Below are 16,398 nucleotides of genomic sequence, written 5' to 3' on the forward strand. Positions count from 1 at the left end.
GATAAAAAGTTTAAAAAATACGTAAAACCAATCAATTAAATCGATACTTATCGACGCGCAATCTTCAACCTTGATGGTCGAAACGGCTGCTAAACAGCTGATGCTCAAGCAATTACTAGAACTCCCGGCGCAATGGAGCGACCATAGCCCATCCGCCCGGACAGCCTCACACCCTGGAGTCAGCGTGCCGCAACACACATCAGATTTGCCCGAACCCCTTTCCCCGGTCACTCAACTGCCGCTGCTCAAGCGTCTGGCAGCACGCCTGTTTGGCAGCGGTTTAAGTCGCTTGCGCGCCCAACATGCTGCGTCCTGGCTGCAGGGGCAGGCGGACGGTTTTCGCAGCGGGCACAGTGCCGGTGTGGATTACGGCTATGAAGAGGGGCATTCAGACGGGTTGGAAGAAGGCCGTCAGGTGCTGTTTATCAATGACACCCGCTCGCACGTGCTGCGTGCCCCGGGCATCGATGACAACCTGTTCGATGACTGGCGGCTGCCGTTGGGCGCGGAACTGAAAAAGCAGATCAAAGCCGATGTCTCGGCGCGGCTATCGGCCTCTGCACAGCCCAGCGCGGCGCAGTGGAAGATGATCTTCAGCGACACACCTTCCACATCCGTGGTGGCAGGCGCCGGGGCGGGCAAATCGACGTCACTGGTACTGCGCATTTTGCTGCTCAGTCACTACCTCGGTTTTGAATTGAGCTCCATGACGGTGGTGACTTTCACCCGCGAATCGCGCAAGGATTTCATCGCCAAACTGCAGGAAATCTTCGCCTTATGGGGGCGCACGCTTAGCCTCAAGGAAGCCCGGGAGGTGGTGCGCACCTTCCACTCGCGGATCTTGCCGATGGTGCGCAGCCTGCCGGGTTACGCGCAGCTGCAGGCCTTCGAAACCCTCAGCAACCGAGGCACTAGCGATGATGACGCCGACAGCAACCCGTTTGATTTGCGTATCAATGATGCTCAACGCCAACAGCTGAATGCCTGCTATCACGGCCTGTACAGCCAAAATGAGCGTTTTCGCGAGACGATGGGCGCGTTGTGCCGGCATGCGTTGCAGCTCAAAGAACTGGAGCGGGATCATCCGGACGTGCAAAAACGCATGGCGGTGACAGAATTGGCGGCCAAGCGTGATGAGGAACTGTGCGACACCCTCGAAGACTTGTGGTTTGCCGCCGGTGCCTGGCCGATTCAAGGCATCGAGCCGAGCCGTGAAACAGTAACCATCAACGGTTCGACGTTCCATTGCCACGGTTACATTGCGCAACTGGATGCGTGGGTGGTGCTGGGTTTCGATCCCCGTGAAAATCCTCAGATTTGCAGGCCCAATGCCAAATTGAGCGTGCGTGCAGAATGGGCAGTCAAGCGAACGCTGTTTCGAGCTTTCTGCGATAAGCCCTTGATATGGCTCGAATCTTACGATCAATCCAGACGCGTATTGTCCACGTTGTCCGGGGACACCAGCGCCGGGCCAGGCGTTGAATACAAGCTCAAGGGTGAACTGAGTCCGGCGCCGCTCCTTGACTGTTTTGTGACCGCCGCCAGCTTTATCGAGAACCTGGGGCTGGACGTCGCATCTGCCGTGGGCGACATGCGGTTTGCCAAAGACGACCCTGACCGCTTTTTCTTCGAGGCGCTGAGCCTGTTCTGGCGCGCGCTCGAAAGCCATCTGCTGGCGCAAACGCCTCCGGTCATGACCTACAACCGCATGTTTTCATTGTTCGGGGAGCACACCGCGCAGAATTTCAAACTGCTCAGCCACGAGCAGTTGCGTCCGTTGTCGCACGTGATGATCGATGAGTTTCAGGATGTCTCGCCGCAAATCGTTTCGTGGTTGCGCGCCAGCCTGCGCGAAATTCGCAGCCGTGGCCCCGCCATGCACGTGGGGCGGGCTGCGCAACGCTCTTCCTTGTTGTGTGTGGGCGATGACTGGCAATCGATCTACGGCTGGCGGGGCAGTTCGCCCACATACTTCATGGCCTTCGACAAAACGTTTGTCTCGCCGTCCACGACGCGGGTCATGCTCAGTGACAACTTCCGTAGCCAGCAGCACATCATTGATGCCGCAGAACATATCGTCCGTGCCGCGCCTTCCATACCGGGTAAACGGGCCAAGGCCTGTGGCGAAGCTAAACCGCTGGTCCCCGTCCAAGTACTGGACAGGGACGATGCCGCTTTGGTGGCGAAATTGACCGAGCATTACAACGCAGGTGATCGGGTATTAATGCTGTTTCGAAAAAGCAGCGATAAGGCACTGATTGAAAAGGATATTCAGTCGATTGTTAATGTGGATTCTAGATTGCCACCTGAAGCGCGCAGGCTGAGACAATTGACGTTCCATAGCGCAAAAGGCTTGCAAGCCGATGCTGTGTTTCTGCTTGGAGACTGTCAGCACCTGACCTCATCGCCCTACAAAAATCAGGTCTACCGCATGGCGGGCCTGGGAAATGAAGGCGACCCCGAGGCCTACGACACCGCGCAAAAAGATGAAGTGCTGCGCTTGGCTTACGTCGGTATTACACGGGCGATCACGCATTGTTACTGGTACGTGGAGAGTAAGGAGGCGCAAGGGCCGGCGATCCCCAAAGCCTCTGATCGAGTGCCCAAGGGCAAGGCATTCTTTGAAGATCTGCGAGGGCTTGGCGTTGACGCTTCGCGTTGAGTCTTAACCCGCTGCCGGGCAACGTGCCATGCTGCCTCAAGGCGACACAGGCACGTACGCCACGCTTTCATCGCCGTGCTGATGAAGCAGTCGCTGCCCCATGTTGGGCTGGCTCGTAACGGTTTGATGGTCGGCCTGTAAGAAGCTCAGCGGCAGGGGTTTGCCATGACCGTGCTGAACGAAAATCAGGGTGCGCCTGGGGTCAAAGTGCTGGCCGCTGGAGTGGTCGAGCCAGGCCATGAAATCAGCGCTGCTGCCGTCGTGGGGGTAATCCGCCGCGCCCCCAATGAAATAGAACGGCGCACCATCGTTCTGCACATACAAGGGCAGTTTGTTGTCGACGTCGACCATCACCATGCGCCATTTCTCCCAGGGGGCTTGGTAACTTGCCGCTGTTTTGACATCAGCGCCAAACTGCATGATCCCACCCCCGCTGTTAGTCCACGGGTAAACCACGCCCAGCACGGCCAGCATGAGGATAGACGTGCCTGCAAATGCCATGCCCCAGCGCCGCCATTGGCCCTTGCCATGCGCCAGCCTGCGGGTCACCCACCAGGCGGCCAGCAGCTGTGCGAAGGGCACCAGCGGTAACACGTAATAACTGCGGCGGCTGCCGCTGGCCGTGAAGAACAGAAACAGCAAGCCCAGCCCTGCCACCAGCCAGCGGGCTTCGGGTTCAATCTGCCGCCAGTGGCGCACGGCCACCCACGCGCCGATCATCCAGAAGGGTGCCCAGGGCAAGGTGTAGACCGGCAAATAAATCAGGTAGGTATAAATCGGTCCAACGTTGTCGAAAGGCTGGAAAAAACGCACCACATTTTCCCGCAGAACGAGCCCCAGGCCGCTTTCGCCGTAGGTCGGCGCGCCATACAGGTGAGAAAGCATGAACGGCAGCATGTACATCGCCGCGGCCGGCAACAGGGCGGCACACAAGCGCAGATTGAAATGGCGCTTCCAGCGTTGCTCGCCCAGTAGATGCGGCAATAACAGCAGCCCCGGCAAGATGAAGCCAATCAGCCCCTTGAACAGCGACGTCAGGGCCAGCAACAAAAAAAATACGCAGTAACGGCTCAAGCGCGTGTCATCGGGTGCGCGCCAATACCACCACACAGCAGCCAGCACCCCACAGACGGTGAGGATGTCGGCTGTGGCCACGCGTGCCCAAAACAGAAAATAAAAGGTTGTGGCCAGCATCCAGCCGGCAATCAGCCCTGTGCCTTTGCGGAACAGGCGTTCACCGATCAAATACAGCAACCACACGCTTGACCAGGCGGCAATCACTGCAGGCAGACGCAACGCCCAGTGATCCAGGCGCCCCAGTACGCCCGCAGTGGCCGTGATCAGCCAGTAAGAGGGCAATGGCTTATCGTAGTAAGGCGTGCCCTTGAGGTAGGGATCAAGGTAGTCGCCGCTTTGTAGCATTTGCAAAGCGATAGTGGCCCACCGGGTTTCAGGGCCCCAGAGTTCGCGCGCACCTAGCCCCAGCAACAGCAGTAATGCGGTCGTCACCAGCAGTAGCAACAGGGGTGTTAAGGCCTGAAACGTGTGTTTGCTGTGGTTCATCGCACTCCGGACTCAATCCTGATGAAAATCGCCGCTGACAGGTGCGTCGTTTGGCCGCGATCGATGCGAAACGGCAGAACCTGACGCATCGCTGAATCGGTTGCATGAACGTCCTCCCGGGCTGCGCGCACAATGGCGTGCCGGGTATGAAATTGACGTGAAAAAAATGTGCGTCCGGCAGGCATCAATGCCATTGCATTGCCACCTCTTGTCTAACGCCACGTGCTCCCGAGGGCTGAGAGTGGTAAATTCTGCGCCCATGAAACTCGTCACCCTGATATCGATCCTCTGTTGTAACGCCAAAACGCCGAATTTCACCGGTTCGTGGTTTGAATCGGTGATCTGTCGTGCGCCAAAGGAACCTTCACATGAATGATTTACTGACTCGCCGCCGTGTTGTTCAGGGCCTGGGCTTGCTCAGTCTGGGCGTACTTGCCGGATGCGACCCCGGCAGTGGCTTGTCGTACAAGTACGGTAAGGATTTAAGCAACGAGATTCTGGGGCGCAAGTTCAAGCTCCACGATGCTCAAGGCAACGACGTGATGCTAGGCAGCTTTCGCGGCATGATGCCGATGATTTTCTTCGGTTTCACCCAGTGCCCGGCCGTGTGCCCTACCGCACTGGCGCGGGCGGCGCAAATCAAGAAGATGATGGGCCCGGACGGCGACCGGCTGCAGGTGGTGTTCATCACCCTGGACCCTGAGCGTGATACCCCGGCGGTGCTGGATGCCTACGTCAAGGCCTTCGACCCGACCTTCATGGCGTTGTCCGGCACGCTGGAAGAAACAGCCGCCACGGCCAAGGAGTTCAAAGTCTTCTACGAGAAGGTGCCGAGCGGCGCTACTTACACGCTGTCGCACACCGCCACCAGTTTTGTCTTTGACTCACGGGGCGTGCTGCGCCTGGGGCTTTCACCTTCGTTGTCGGCCAAGCAGTGCACCGAAGATTTGCTTACCGTGATGTCCGTCTGCTGATTCAACGCACCTTTGAGAGCCAACACTATGAAACCCGTCAAGTACCTGATGTTGTCGTTGCTGGGCATGAGCCTGCATGTCTCGGCCCAAACCACTGTGGATGATGCGTGGGTGCGCGCCACCGTGCCGGGGCAGCCGTCAAGCGGTGCGTTTATGCGCATCACCTCGACTACAGACAGTAAGCTGCTGGCCGTCACGTCCCCCGTCGCCAAGACCGTGCAGATCCACCAGATGAGCATGAATGGCGACGTGATGAGCATGGGCCCGGTGGAGGCCATTAACTTGCCAGCTGGCCAGACCGTGGAGCTCAAGCCCGAGGCCTATCACGTCATGCTCATTGACCTGAAAGGTCAAATCAAAGAAGGCGATACCGTTCCGCTCACGCTGACGGTTGAAGATACACAGGGCACCAAAGCGTCCATTGAGGTGCAGGCCAAAGCCCGGGCATTGAATAGCATGCCGATGAACCACAAGGGCATGCACGGTCACGACGCCATGCATGACCACGGCAACATGCACTGATAGACGGCTGGGTCGGGCGATGACAGCGTGCGGTTGTTGCCCGTGAAGCTTCAGAAACGCCCGCTGAGGGGATACTCGAGGGCCAGGCGGATCTGATCCGTATCCAGTTCTGCTTGCGCGGTGTTACCGCGGTGTACGTTATGGCGCAGTGACACCACTGCGCCTTTGGCGACGCCGCTCTGCACCACATAGCGCGCCTCAAGATCCCGCTCCCAGTGTTTCCCGTCTTTGCCATAGCCCAGATAGGCGTAACCGCCACGCGGGTCGACGTGGCTGCCGTCAATGTCGCTGCCCCGAACATACGCAGCGCTGAGCATCAGGCCCGGCAGGTGCCACGGCGACATGTCCAGGTCGTAGCGCAGTTGCCAGGACTGCTCATTCGGCGCATTGAAGTCAGATAATTGCACAGCATTGGTGATAAAGATCGCGCCGCGGGTCACATAGTCAAACGGTGTATCGCCATGCACCTTTTGATACCCGAGGCTGAAGCGGTGCGCCCCGTTTGAGTAGCTGGACAACAGGCTCCAGGTGGTGTTGTCCAGGGCGCCGGACAGGGCTTTGCCTGTGTCGGTCGTGCGGTACAGATTGAAATTGAACGCCAGTGCGCGCTGTTCATCGAGGGGCTGGCTGACGATAACCCCCAGGTACTGCTGGTTCCAGGTGTCCTCATAACGCGAGGTATACACGCTGGTGCTCACTTGTTTGCTAGGGGTATAGACCACCCCGGCGAGGTCGAATGCATTGCCCTTGATCGCATTGGAGTAATTGACCACGAACCCCTGATGATGACTGCTGGCATTACGGTCGGTACTTTCAGTGAAATGCCCGCCGACCATCCTCACGTTCTCCCATTCACTGCTGCTGAGAAACACCCCGGTTGCTGTTTCGGGCAGCAGGCGGCTGTCTGAAGAGCTGAACACCGGCGTTTTGACCCGCTGTTCGCCCCATGACACGACGGTATTGGACAGGCGCAGCTTCAACGCGGCCCCGCCGCGACTAAAGTCGTTCTTGGGATAGCCTTCGTTATCCAGCCCCAGCAAGCGGGCTTTACCCGCACGTCCGCCGCCACTGTCGAGTTTGACCCCCAGGTACGCGTGAGCATCGACGCCGACACCTATCAGCCCTTGGGTGAATCCCGATTGCAGGGAGCTCATCAGCCCGTAGGCCCATTCCTCGGCATAGCCATTACGCGCATACCGGGATTTGTAGGCATTACGTGAACCGCTGTTGCGCGCGCCATGCCGGTATTCGCGGCTGTCATAAACCGTGCGGTTAACCACGCTCCAGGTGCTGTCCTCGATAACCCCCTGGCTTTGCGATTGGGCCGACTCGGCCATAGCCAAAGGGCTGACCAGTGCAATCAGCCACGCTGATCGGTTGCGTAGCACTGAATTACGTTGCATGTCATTTATCCATAAACCGTTCAAAGGGTGCTCACGCGCAGGCTCTTCGCGCCCTCAAAAATACTTGAGCCAGGTGATGTCGCGGCGACGTGCCTTGAGCCCTGCAAACCAGCGCACCGGCCAATACAGTGCGACGGTGAGTGCGATGGCGGTCAGCCAGATGGCACTGATGTGATCGAACCCGAACCATGCACCCTGATTGAGCCCGAACACGGCACTGCTGAGCAAGTACAGCACTTTAAGCACGTACAGGTGCAGCAGGTAAAAAAACATCGGCGCCGCGCCAAACACCGCCAGCGTGCTGATCCAGCGGCTTTGTTGCGCGCGTTCAAAGGCCAGCAACAGCAGCAACCCAACACCGAGGGTCAGTGTCAGGAACAGCAACGAAGGCGGGTATTTGGTGATATTGAAAAAGCTCATGACGCTGTGTGACAGCTGCTCGTAATGGACCCAGGGTGCTTCGCCATAGCCATTGAACAGGCGCAGGACGAGGAAACCCAGTAAGCACCCCACGCCAGCGCGCAACAAATTGCGTTGACGCACGTGGGCTGAGGCGCCACGCGAAAACCATGGGCCGATGCAGTAACCCAGCGCAATCACACCGATCCACGGCAACACGGGGTACGACGTGCGCAGGCGCAGGCTGCCCGAGAAGTCGATCCAGCCTCGGTCATGCAGGATCGCCCACGGCACATGCAGAAATGACCCTTGAGGGAAATGAAGGCTGTCCAGCAAGTTGTGCCCGGCCACAATCACCAGCGCTGCTGCAAACAGTGCAGGGCGGGGCAGCCAGACCAGCACCGAGAGCGCGATCATGCTCACGCCAATGGCCCAAATCACTTGCATGTAGATCACAGTGGGCGGGAGTTGAAAGGTCCAGGCGAAGTTGACCAGCGTGAATTCAAGTACCACCAGAAACAGACCACGCTTGAACAGAAACGCCGCAACATCGGCTTTACCGTGGTATTTCTCCCCGTACAACCAGGCCGACAGCCCCGTCAGCAACACAAAGACCGGTGCGCAGAGGTGGGCGAGGGTGCGGCTGATAAAAAGTGCGGGGTCGGTGCTGTCGATCGCCATCGGATCGGCCACTTGGCGGTGCAGGAAGAACGTTTCACGCACATGGTCCAGCAGCATGAACAGAATCACCAGACCGCGCAGGGCGTCGATGGACAGCAAGCGTTGTGACTGGAGCGGCGCAACAGGGGACGAGTGGGGCATTGAAAGGATCGCAAGCAAGGATTAGTCGGAATGGCAGCAGGTTAATACCTGCACCAATGGTTACCTTATAACATCCACTGCTTGGTTGAATACCCTCCGCTGTCTTGTGCCGCATGAATACCCTCGGGTTGCCTGCGGTTTATAAGGACGTGTGGATTTGCGCTGACACCCGTGACAGGACGCATCCCACCAATGGCGATTTACGCCTTGTCAGGAGGCAACTGTGCATGACGATGCCCTGGGAAGTTCTGGAAGCCTTAGGCTCTGTACGAATTGTATCTGCGCTCGGTTATGCCGCGTTGAAAACAGGCTCGGAATGCTCATTTACACCCCGTAAACTCCGCTTCCTCGCCAGTTTTCGCCTTGCCTAACCTTCGCTCGAAAACATTTCGTACAGACCCTAGTGCGCGGTCTGTTCAGCAATGCAGTGATAGTCGCACGAGATGAGCTGTAGCCACTGTGTAATCCAGTGAGGATAACCAGGACGCGTCTATGAAAATCCTCCTTAATGGGAATTGATACGGTGTGAGTTCACGTCCTTGAAAACAACCATTTAACGTTCCGCTTAACAGGCAGTGAAAAGGAATGAATAAAAATGCAAGCAAAAGCCAACCAACCGATAAATGGGTGTTCTGACATGATGTCGGGTCTATACCCTAAAAACGGGAAATAATTATTCTCAATAATCTCTATATAGGGCACGACAAATAAGCCATTAAAGATCAAGCAGAAAAAAAGCTTACTTTTATTTAAGCCACTCCCTGAAAAATGTATTTTTAGACAGTAGGCAAAAAAAATGCCGCACACGGCCAGCGCAGGAAAAACCCACATAATCATTTTTTGACCTCTTGATAGATCTGCTTTCCTGTTTGGAAATCAGTCTGTATTTCAAGGCCCCATGCGCCAACCCCCATTTCCTTATAAGAGCGCACATAGTCCGTTCTGACATATCTAAATAAACGCCAGGCACCTGGCTTTAATAAGTGTCGAGTAAGGCCATAGACAGACAGGCCTAAGTCAACGGAACTGTAGGCTAAATCCCCCTCGCGGTCTTCATAGCCCGCCGACTTTGCTATTGCTTGACAACCCTTCCTGACGGGACCTTCTGTATCAGATCGATCCACTAAAAGATTGCGCCCGTTTTCATAAATGTTATTAGCACCATGGGCCATCAATGGCACACCTGCTACGAGACATAGCGTACCTACTGCGGCTTCGCGAACAACCTGGCCTGGTCTGTTAGTGGGTAGGTCGCGAAACCAAAGTATCAGCGCTTAAAAAGCCTTTCTGTACCACTACACCGAATGCGCAAAGGCTTGAACGTGCAAGAAGTCGGACTGGCCATGTTTCTGGAAAGCACGCTTGACGCTGAACAGGCATCGGGCAAAAACGCATTGGCATGAGGTGAAGGGCACTCTCACACGCGTACACGGTCTATTCCCACAGCCAGGGTGCTCAATCGAGCGTTCAGGTCTGGAAATAGGTCCATTGCGTCTTAAAGAGGTCAATCATGCGAAACATTATTTCTGCATCACTCATTGCCGGTTTTTTATGTGCAATGCCCTATGCAGCGCAGGCCGCAGACGACAAGGCGAGTGACTGCAAGCCCGATTCGATTCTTGCCAAATCCGTGGATCATCACACGTGCTACACCAGCGGGGACAAGGCACCCGATCAGTACACCCGCGAAGAATTTGCCATCAAACACTGGAAAGCCAAGGGGTTGCCGCAACCCAGCGAAAATTCGCAATGGGTGCAGTTCAGTGGTCATTACGTGCTGGTTAATCGCACCAATTCGGTGATCGAGCAAATTCGTACGCTTAAAGGCACTGTTGTGAGTCAGTAATCCCCCGCAAGCGGGCCGCTGTCTGCAGCGGCCCGTTCTCTGGCGCCTGCAGTGCGGTGCACGTTAATGTTTTCGGATGTACGCGTAGGGGCATTCGCTGACAGGCCGATGAAGAGGGCGAATCTAGGGGCGATGCGCATTTTGATGACGATGCGAGACCCGGCTACGGCATGAGTAAAGGGCCTGCTTTGTAGACTTTTTTTTCAATCTGCAGTCAGGACCGTAATCATGCCTCAACGCTTGCATCACCACACGCCAACACTAGGCGCTCAAGATCCACGGGGGTTGACGGTGCGCGAGGTGGCGTACCATCGGCGCTCACCTGAACAGACAGCCGAGGCGCGCATAACGCGTCAGGTGTACAGCGCTACCGGTTTTTTACACGAGCAATGGGACCCGCGTCTGTATGAGCGCCGACAACGTGTCCCTACCACTGAGCCCAATCAGCGTACGCAATTCACGCTCAGCGGGCGCGTGTTACGCACTGACAATGTCGACAGCGGGCACTGCATCACTTGGAGAGGCGCAGGCAATCTGATCCTCGATACCTGGGACGCATCGGGCATACGCCATAGCCATGAGTATGACGACTTGATGCGCCTCAAAGCAGTGTTTGAGCAGGGGCCCAATCCTGGCCCGCGCCGGTGTACGGAGCGCTTCAGTTATGCCGGGGCCAATGCCGGCGATGCCGCCCTCAATCGCTGCGGGCGTGTATGGCAGCACGAGGACCCGTCAGGTGTCCTGACGTTCGAGCGTTATGACATCAACGCTAACGTTGTCGCTCAAGCTCGGCGGTTTATTGAAGGTTTATCACAGGCGCCGATGCATGCGCCGCCCCCGGCGCTGCCCCATGCGGCGTTAGAAGCCCTTCCTTACATGACCCAATGGCAATATGGCGCGCTGGGCCAATTGCTGGCTCAGCATGACGCCAAGGGTAATGTTCAACTGCCCCGGTACGGCATCGACGGCAGCCTGTCGTCGATGGCCATTCGCTTCAACCAAGGCCAGCAACGCTTGCTGCTTCAAGAGCGTCGTTACACGGCCAGTGGCAACGTTGAAACCGAGCAGGCAGGCAATGGCGTGCGCAGCACCTGGACCTACGACCCGATGGATGAGCGTCTGTTACGGTGCAAAACCCAGCGCAGTCGCCACCCTCGTACAGTCCTTCAAGATTTGACCTACACCTATGATCGAGCGGGCCTGATCGTGAGTGTCAACGATGGGGCACAGCCGGTTGAATGGTCGGACAACACGCACATAGAGGCCTCCTCCCACTATGCGTACGACACGCTCTATCAACTGATCGAAGCGACCGGCCGCGAGCATGCGAGGCATACAGGGGGAGCGACGCTCCCGCCGCAAGAGGATTTTGCCCAAGGCAGTGCCCAACGGCGCCGGGGCTACCATCAACATTACCGCTACGACGCATCCGGTAATCTCATCAGCTTGCGCCATACCCCCACTCAAGGCAGCGGTTACACCCGGCACCTGAACCTGTCGAACACCAGTAATCATGGCGTGGCCCAGGTCACAGGTGTGGTCAAGCGGCCCGGCCGGGGCAGGGGGTTTGATCACAAAGGCAATCAACTGGCCCTTGAGCGGGGGCAATCCCTGCACTGGAATGCACGCGATCAACTTCTGGGCGTAACCCACATCGTGCGCGTTGACGCTGATAACGATGATGAGATCTACCGCTATGACGGTAACGGTCAACGCGTGTACAAGGCTCGCCGCTCCAGGGCACATAACGCCGTGCACCTGAGTGAGGTCCGCTATCTGCCGGGGCTGGAGATCCGACGCGATACGGCGACCGGCGAATGGCTGAATGTGTTGGTCGTCAATAACGCGTTCATCAACGTGCGCATCTTGCAATGGGAACAGGGTCGACCCACTGGCATGCAGGACGGGCAAGTGCGTTATAGCCTGGCCGATTACCAGGGTAACCACACGCTGGAACTGGATCAGGATCAACGCCTGCTCAGTCAGGAGCACTACTACCCGTATGGCGGGACGGCCTGGTGGGCGACTCACACGGCAATAGAGGCGACGTATAAGACCGTGCGTTTCTCGGGCAAAGAGCGCGATGCCAGCGGCCTTTACGCCTTTGGTTTGCGCTACTACGCACCTTGGTTGATGCGCTGGATCAGTGCAGACCCCGCAGGCGACGTTGATGGGCTCAATCGCTATGCCTTCGCACGAGGCAACCCGATCAATCGTGTCGATGCCGACGGATTGCAAAGCAACCCGGTGGAGGCGCCCAAGGCCCGGTTTGCCACGTTGCGCGGCATTACCACGCATATGGCAAACCGGGTCAGATCGCGTGTGCAACTGGCAGGCTCGGCTGCTATTCGAGACGCGTTGGCGACCTACATCAGCAACGCCTTGAGCGCCGGGCTCGACGTTGCGCTGTTCGAGGGGCGACAGCCAACCGCGGCACTGAACACTGCCTTGCGAAATACCGTGGCCGCGCTTGATGCGCTGGCCATGATGCACATGAGCAGCGGCCTGCTGGGCAACATCTGGCGCTGGAGCCCGCTGATCGGTTTCGCCGTGGCCGCCGCTGCTGACCGAGGCTTTATGATGCAGGGCCTCACCGAAGGGTCAGAGACCGAGCTGGAGTGGGACCCGGTGGCCCGTATGCGTCTGGGGGGACACATTCGCGCGTTTTCCAGAGAGATCGTGCAGCAAGTGTTACGCGGCTTGGGAGACACGGCTTCCTGGGGGCAAACGCCGTTGACCGCCAGAGTGCCCAGAACGCTGCTGGCCTCTGCCGCCTATGCCGTGGCGACTGTGCCCAACGCGATGTACGCCGCCCATGTGCCGGGCCCGATCACCCCCAATATCGGCCCGCTGATTGAGGCCTACGATGCCGCAGCAGGGACCTTACTGCGCAGTGGTCACCGAACGGTTCGCCATGACGTTCACCAGCAGACGCTGCAACTGCCGCCGGCCATGGATACGCTGCACGGCGGTATCAGCAGAATGTTCAATCAGACCTGGACGTATTGGGTCGGGGTCGGCATCGAGGCCGTGGCTGGCGCGGTGACCGGCGCGTCCCCAGCCGCCCAGAGCGCACGGGCGCGCACGTGGGTCAGCGTGGCACGCGGCGTGGTGTCAGCACTGACTGAAGTGCGGGGTTTACTGTTGCAAACCGCCCGCGCCGGGTTCGGTAATATCGGCCGGCTTTGGCGGCCGTCAGCCGCTTGAGTCACCCGCACTACTATGTGACCACCTACCAGCCCGACCTGAGTAATAGCCTTTTTGCTCTATGGCATTAAACAGGTCGGCAACCATGGCACATCTGCATCAATACACGCCGTCATTGACGGCGCTGGACCCCAGAGGCTTGAGCGTACGTACAGTCAATTACCATCGGCTGACGGTGCAACAACCTCCCGAGGCCCGCATTCACCAATCCATGTATGGCGCCACCGGGTTTCTGACCCGGCAGTGGGATCCGCGCTTGCAAGCACTGCGGGTGAGTAACAGTGATGCGCAGCCCAATCTGCGCCACCTCACGAGTCTGTCAGGGCACTCTGTGCGCAGCGACAGTGTGGACAGCGGCTGGCGCGTCACCCTATTTGGCACCGCACGCCAGCCACTCAACACCTGGGATGGCCGTGGCAGCCATCAACGGTTTGAGTACGACAATCAATCCCGGCTTACCGCCATTCACGAACAACGCAGCGACGACCCGAACCCTCGCTGCACTGAACGTTTCACTTATGCCAATACCCGGACCGGGAAGAACGGTCACAATCTGTGTGGTCGCCTGGTGCGGCACGACGACCCGGCAGGCGTGGTTCTGTATGAGGGCTACGCCTTGTCGGGCGCCTCGACGCGTCAAACCCGCTGCTTTGCGCGCTTCCCTGATGCGGTCAATTGGCCGCAGGACGTGACTCAACGCAGTGATCTACTGGAAACCCGCACCTATTCCACTCAATGGCAGTACAACGCACAGGGCGACTTGCTCGCACTGGTCGATGCCCACGGCAATCGTCAACGTTTTGAGTACGGTATCGCGGGAGAGCAAACACAGATTGAATTACACATGGCCAGTGGCAAGCACGCGGTCTTAATGGATCAGCGGACCTATAACGCCGCAGGCCAAGTGACAACCGAGCGGGCGGGAAATGGCGTGCTGATGGTGGCGTCCTACTCGGAGGCGGATGGCCGCTTGCAGCATTTGACGGCGCACCGCCCTGGCTTACACCGCACGCCGTTACAGGATCTTGCCTACACCTACGACCGGGTAGGGAATGTCGTTAGCATCCTCGACAGCGCGCAACCAACGACCTGGACCCACAACTCACGCATTCAGGCGTTGAATACCTACAGCTACGACACCTTGTATCAGTTGGTCAAAGCCACCGGGCGTGAGAGTACGCGCCCGACAGGAGGGCGCTTGCTGCCTGATGTGATGCTGATGGGCGCAGATCACCTCCGATGGCGCAATTACACGCGTCATTATCACTACGACGCAGGCGCGAACCTGTTGCACATGCAGCATATCCCCTCATCCGGGCAAGGTTATTCCCAGCGGATGCGGGTAGCCCCTGGCAGCAATCGAAGCCAGTTGATGGCGAGCGCTGCCCAGGGAGAGGTGTTCGACCCTTGCGGTAACCTGACGATGCTCGTGCGCGGTCAGGGTATGGACTGGAATGTGCGCAACCAGTTACAGCGCGTGACGCTGATCAGCCGTGATAACGCAGGCAATGATGAGGAATTTTACGCCTACGACGGGCAGGCAGCGCGTGCCCTCAAACGCAGGGCAAGCCTGGCCAAGGGCGTCATGCACCTCAGCGAAGTGCGCTATTTGCCTGGCCTGGAGCTGCAGTGGAATCACGTCACCGGCGAGCAGTTATGGGTGGCGGCTGTGCAAGCCGGTCACACCCACGTCAGAGCCCTTAAATGGGAGCACGGCTTACCTGACGCGGTGAGGGATGAGCAAATCCGCTTCAGCCTGTTAGACCATCTGGGCAGCGGCGTGCTGGAACTGGACGAACAGGCCGCCTTGCTCAGCCAGGAAGGGTTCTATCCCTTTGGCGCCACGGCATGGTGGGCGGCAAAAAGCGCCCTTGAAGCCACGTTCAAAACCCTGCGCTACGGCGGCAAGGAGCGAGACGCTACGGGTCTTTACTATTACGGCATGCGTTATTACGCGCCCTGGATGCTGCGGTGGATCAACCCTGACCCTGCGGGAATTGTCGACGGTTTGAACCTCTACGCCATGCTGCTGAACAACCCCATGAGCCACATAGACCGGCAAGGCCTGCAGGCTGAGGGTTTGTCGCCCGAACGACGCGTCGCGTTTGGTTTTTATATCGTGGTGGTTGCCTTGTTGGGAGCAGCCATTGGGCACCAGCACAATGCTCCGCTCCTCGGTGCCGCACTCGGGGCCATGTTGATGACGTCGCTGCTGGCGCTGGCGCTCAGAGGCGAACGTCTTTCACAGCAACCTCACTCTGAGGAGGACCTCTACGTGTTTACGCAAGCCGTGACGGCCAAGGTTTTGGAGTTCACCCAAGCGCAGCACCTGAGCGCCACTGAAACAGTCAAGATGTTCAATTTTGTCTACAGCAAGCTGGCCCCACTGCATGAGGAAGTGGGTATCTCGCTGGGAGCGCAAACCACGAGCGGGGGCGAGATATATGGCTATGTGGGGCCTGCCAGCGCCATTGGCGCGATAAAGGGTCTCGTCGATACAGGGCGTCCGCCCTCGCGTGAATCGCGAAAAATGGGGGTACACAGTATTTTGCTTCGCAGCCGTCACCTGCCATCTCTTGCTGCGCCAACAGTTCAACACGCCGTCACAACGCCTGATGTCCCTGCGGCAGGCGCCTTAAGCCGGCTACCGACGGCAAAAAAATCCCACGCTGCACGTCGCCAGCCGCCTGTCACGGCCAAGCCAGCACCTGTTCAAGCAGCGCCGCCGATCAGTGTCGATGAGACCGCGGTGGCATCTGCGCTTCAGGGGCCTGAAGGGACCAGTATTGCGCTGACCATCAGCCATGTTCTGGAAGGGCGATTCCGCGCCGTGAATTGGCATCAGCACGCTGATTTGCTCTGGTCCGCCGATATACATGGCTATCAGGGCAGCCGCAGACGAGGCGCGTACCGACTGATGTTTGAGCATCTGGGTGATCGCCGTTACCGGATTGCCGGTATTCGCGACCCGCACTAAGCCAGTGCCTTGCACATGCGTCG

Annotated in this window: 10 protein-coding genes; 6 read left to right on the forward strand and 4 right to left on the reverse strand. The window is 58.0% G+C overall.

Annotated features, from left to right (window positions below; all coding sequences use genetic code 11):
- The first annotated feature begins 184 nt into the window (after nucleotides 1-184).
- Entirely contained in the window at nucleotides 185-2,662 is a 2,478-nt protein-coding gene (locus tag CJF39_RS11575; protein ID WP_094993552.1) for a UvrD-helicase domain-containing protein, read from the forward strand.
- 36 nt (nucleotides 2,663-2,698) lie between these two features.
- Here the strand turns inward: CJF39_RS11575 and CJF39_RS11580 are convergent, their stop codons facing one another.
- Nucleotides 2,699-4,225: an ArnT family glycosyltransferase gene (locus CJF39_RS11580; RefSeq protein ID WP_094993553.1), complete on the reverse strand. Its 1,527-nt coding sequence runs from the start codon at nucleotides 4,223-4,225 to the stop codon at nucleotides 2,699-2,701.
- 368 nt (nucleotides 4,226-4,593) lie between these two features.
- On the opposite strand from CJF39_RS11580, the gene CJF39_RS11590 reads away from it, so the two are divergent.
- Together CJF39_RS11590 and CJF39_RS11595 are read left to right on the forward strand one after the other, a co-directional pair.
- Nucleotides 4,594-5,199 carry an SCO family protein gene (locus tag CJF39_RS11590; protein ID WP_094993555.1) on the forward strand — a complete coding sequence of 202 codons (606 nt, stop codon included), beginning with the start codon at nucleotides 4,594-4,596 and terminating at the stop codon, nucleotides 5,197-5,199.
- 27 nt (nucleotides 5,200-5,226) lie between these two features.
- Complete coding sequence (locus CJF39_RS11595) at nucleotides 5,227-5,721, forward strand: copper chaperone PCu(A)C (protein WP_094993556.1); 495 nt, start codon at nucleotides 5,227-5,229, stop codon at nucleotides 5,719-5,721.
- A 50-nt stretch (nucleotides 5,722-5,771) separates the two neighbouring features.
- On the opposite strand, the gene CJF39_RS11600 is transcribed toward CJF39_RS11595, so the two are convergent.
- The 3 genes from CJF39_RS11600 to CJF39_RS11615 all read right to left on the reverse strand — a co-directional run bounded on the left by CJF39_RS11600 (nucleotide 5,772) and on the right by CJF39_RS11615 (nucleotide 9,616).
- Nucleotides 5,772-7,124 carry an OprD family porin gene (locus CJF39_RS11600; protein WP_094993557.1) on the reverse strand — a complete coding sequence of 451 codons (1,353 nt, stop codon included), beginning with the start codon at nucleotides 7,122-7,124 and terminating at the stop codon, nucleotides 5,772-5,774.
- A gap of 54 nt (nucleotides 7,125-7,178) precedes the next feature.
- On the reverse strand, nucleotides 7,179-8,345 hold the full coding sequence (locus CJF39_RS11605; protein WP_094993558.1) for a DUF1624 domain-containing protein: 1,167 nt from the start codon (nucleotides 8,343-8,345) through the stop codon (nucleotides 7,179-7,181).
- Between the two features lie 833 nt (nucleotides 8,346-9,178).
- A complete protein-coding gene (locus CJF39_RS11615; protein ID WP_094993560.1) occupies nucleotides 9,179-9,616 on the reverse strand; it encodes a DUF4225 domain-containing protein in 438 nt (145 codons plus the stop codon).
- Between the two features lie 239 nt (nucleotides 9,617-9,855).
- On the opposite strand from CJF39_RS11615, the gene CJF39_RS11620 reads away from it, so the two are divergent.
- The 3 genes from CJF39_RS11620 (at nucleotide 9,856) to CJF39_RS11630 (ending at nucleotide 16,375) form a co-directional block, all read left to right on the forward strand.
- Nucleotides 9,856-10,191, forward strand: coding sequence for an RcnB family protein (locus tag CJF39_RS11620; RefSeq protein ID WP_094993561.1), 336 nt, complete (start codon nucleotides 9,856-9,858; stop codon nucleotides 10,189-10,191).
- Nucleotides 10,192-10,419: 228 nt separating this feature from the next.
- Nucleotides 10,420-13,398 (forward strand): RHS repeat-associated core domain-containing protein, encoded by a 2,979-nt coding sequence (locus tag CJF39_RS11625; RefSeq protein WP_094993562.1) that lies wholly within the window; start codon nucleotides 10,420-10,422, stop codon nucleotides 13,396-13,398.
- Nucleotides 13,399-13,483: 85 nt separating this feature from the next.
- Nucleotides 13,484-16,375, forward strand: a complete 2,892-nt coding sequence (locus tag CJF39_RS11630) for an RHS repeat domain-containing protein (RefSeq protein ID WP_249275352.1) — start codon at nucleotides 13,484-13,486, stop codon at nucleotides 16,373-16,375.
- Nucleotides 16,376-16,398 lie beyond the last annotated feature (23 nt).

The organism is Pseudomonas lundensis, assembly GCF_002269125.1.
GTDB classification, from domain to species: domain Bacteria; phylum Pseudomonadota; class Gammaproteobacteria; order Pseudomonadales; family Pseudomonadaceae; genus Aquipseudomonas; species Aquipseudomonas lundensis_A.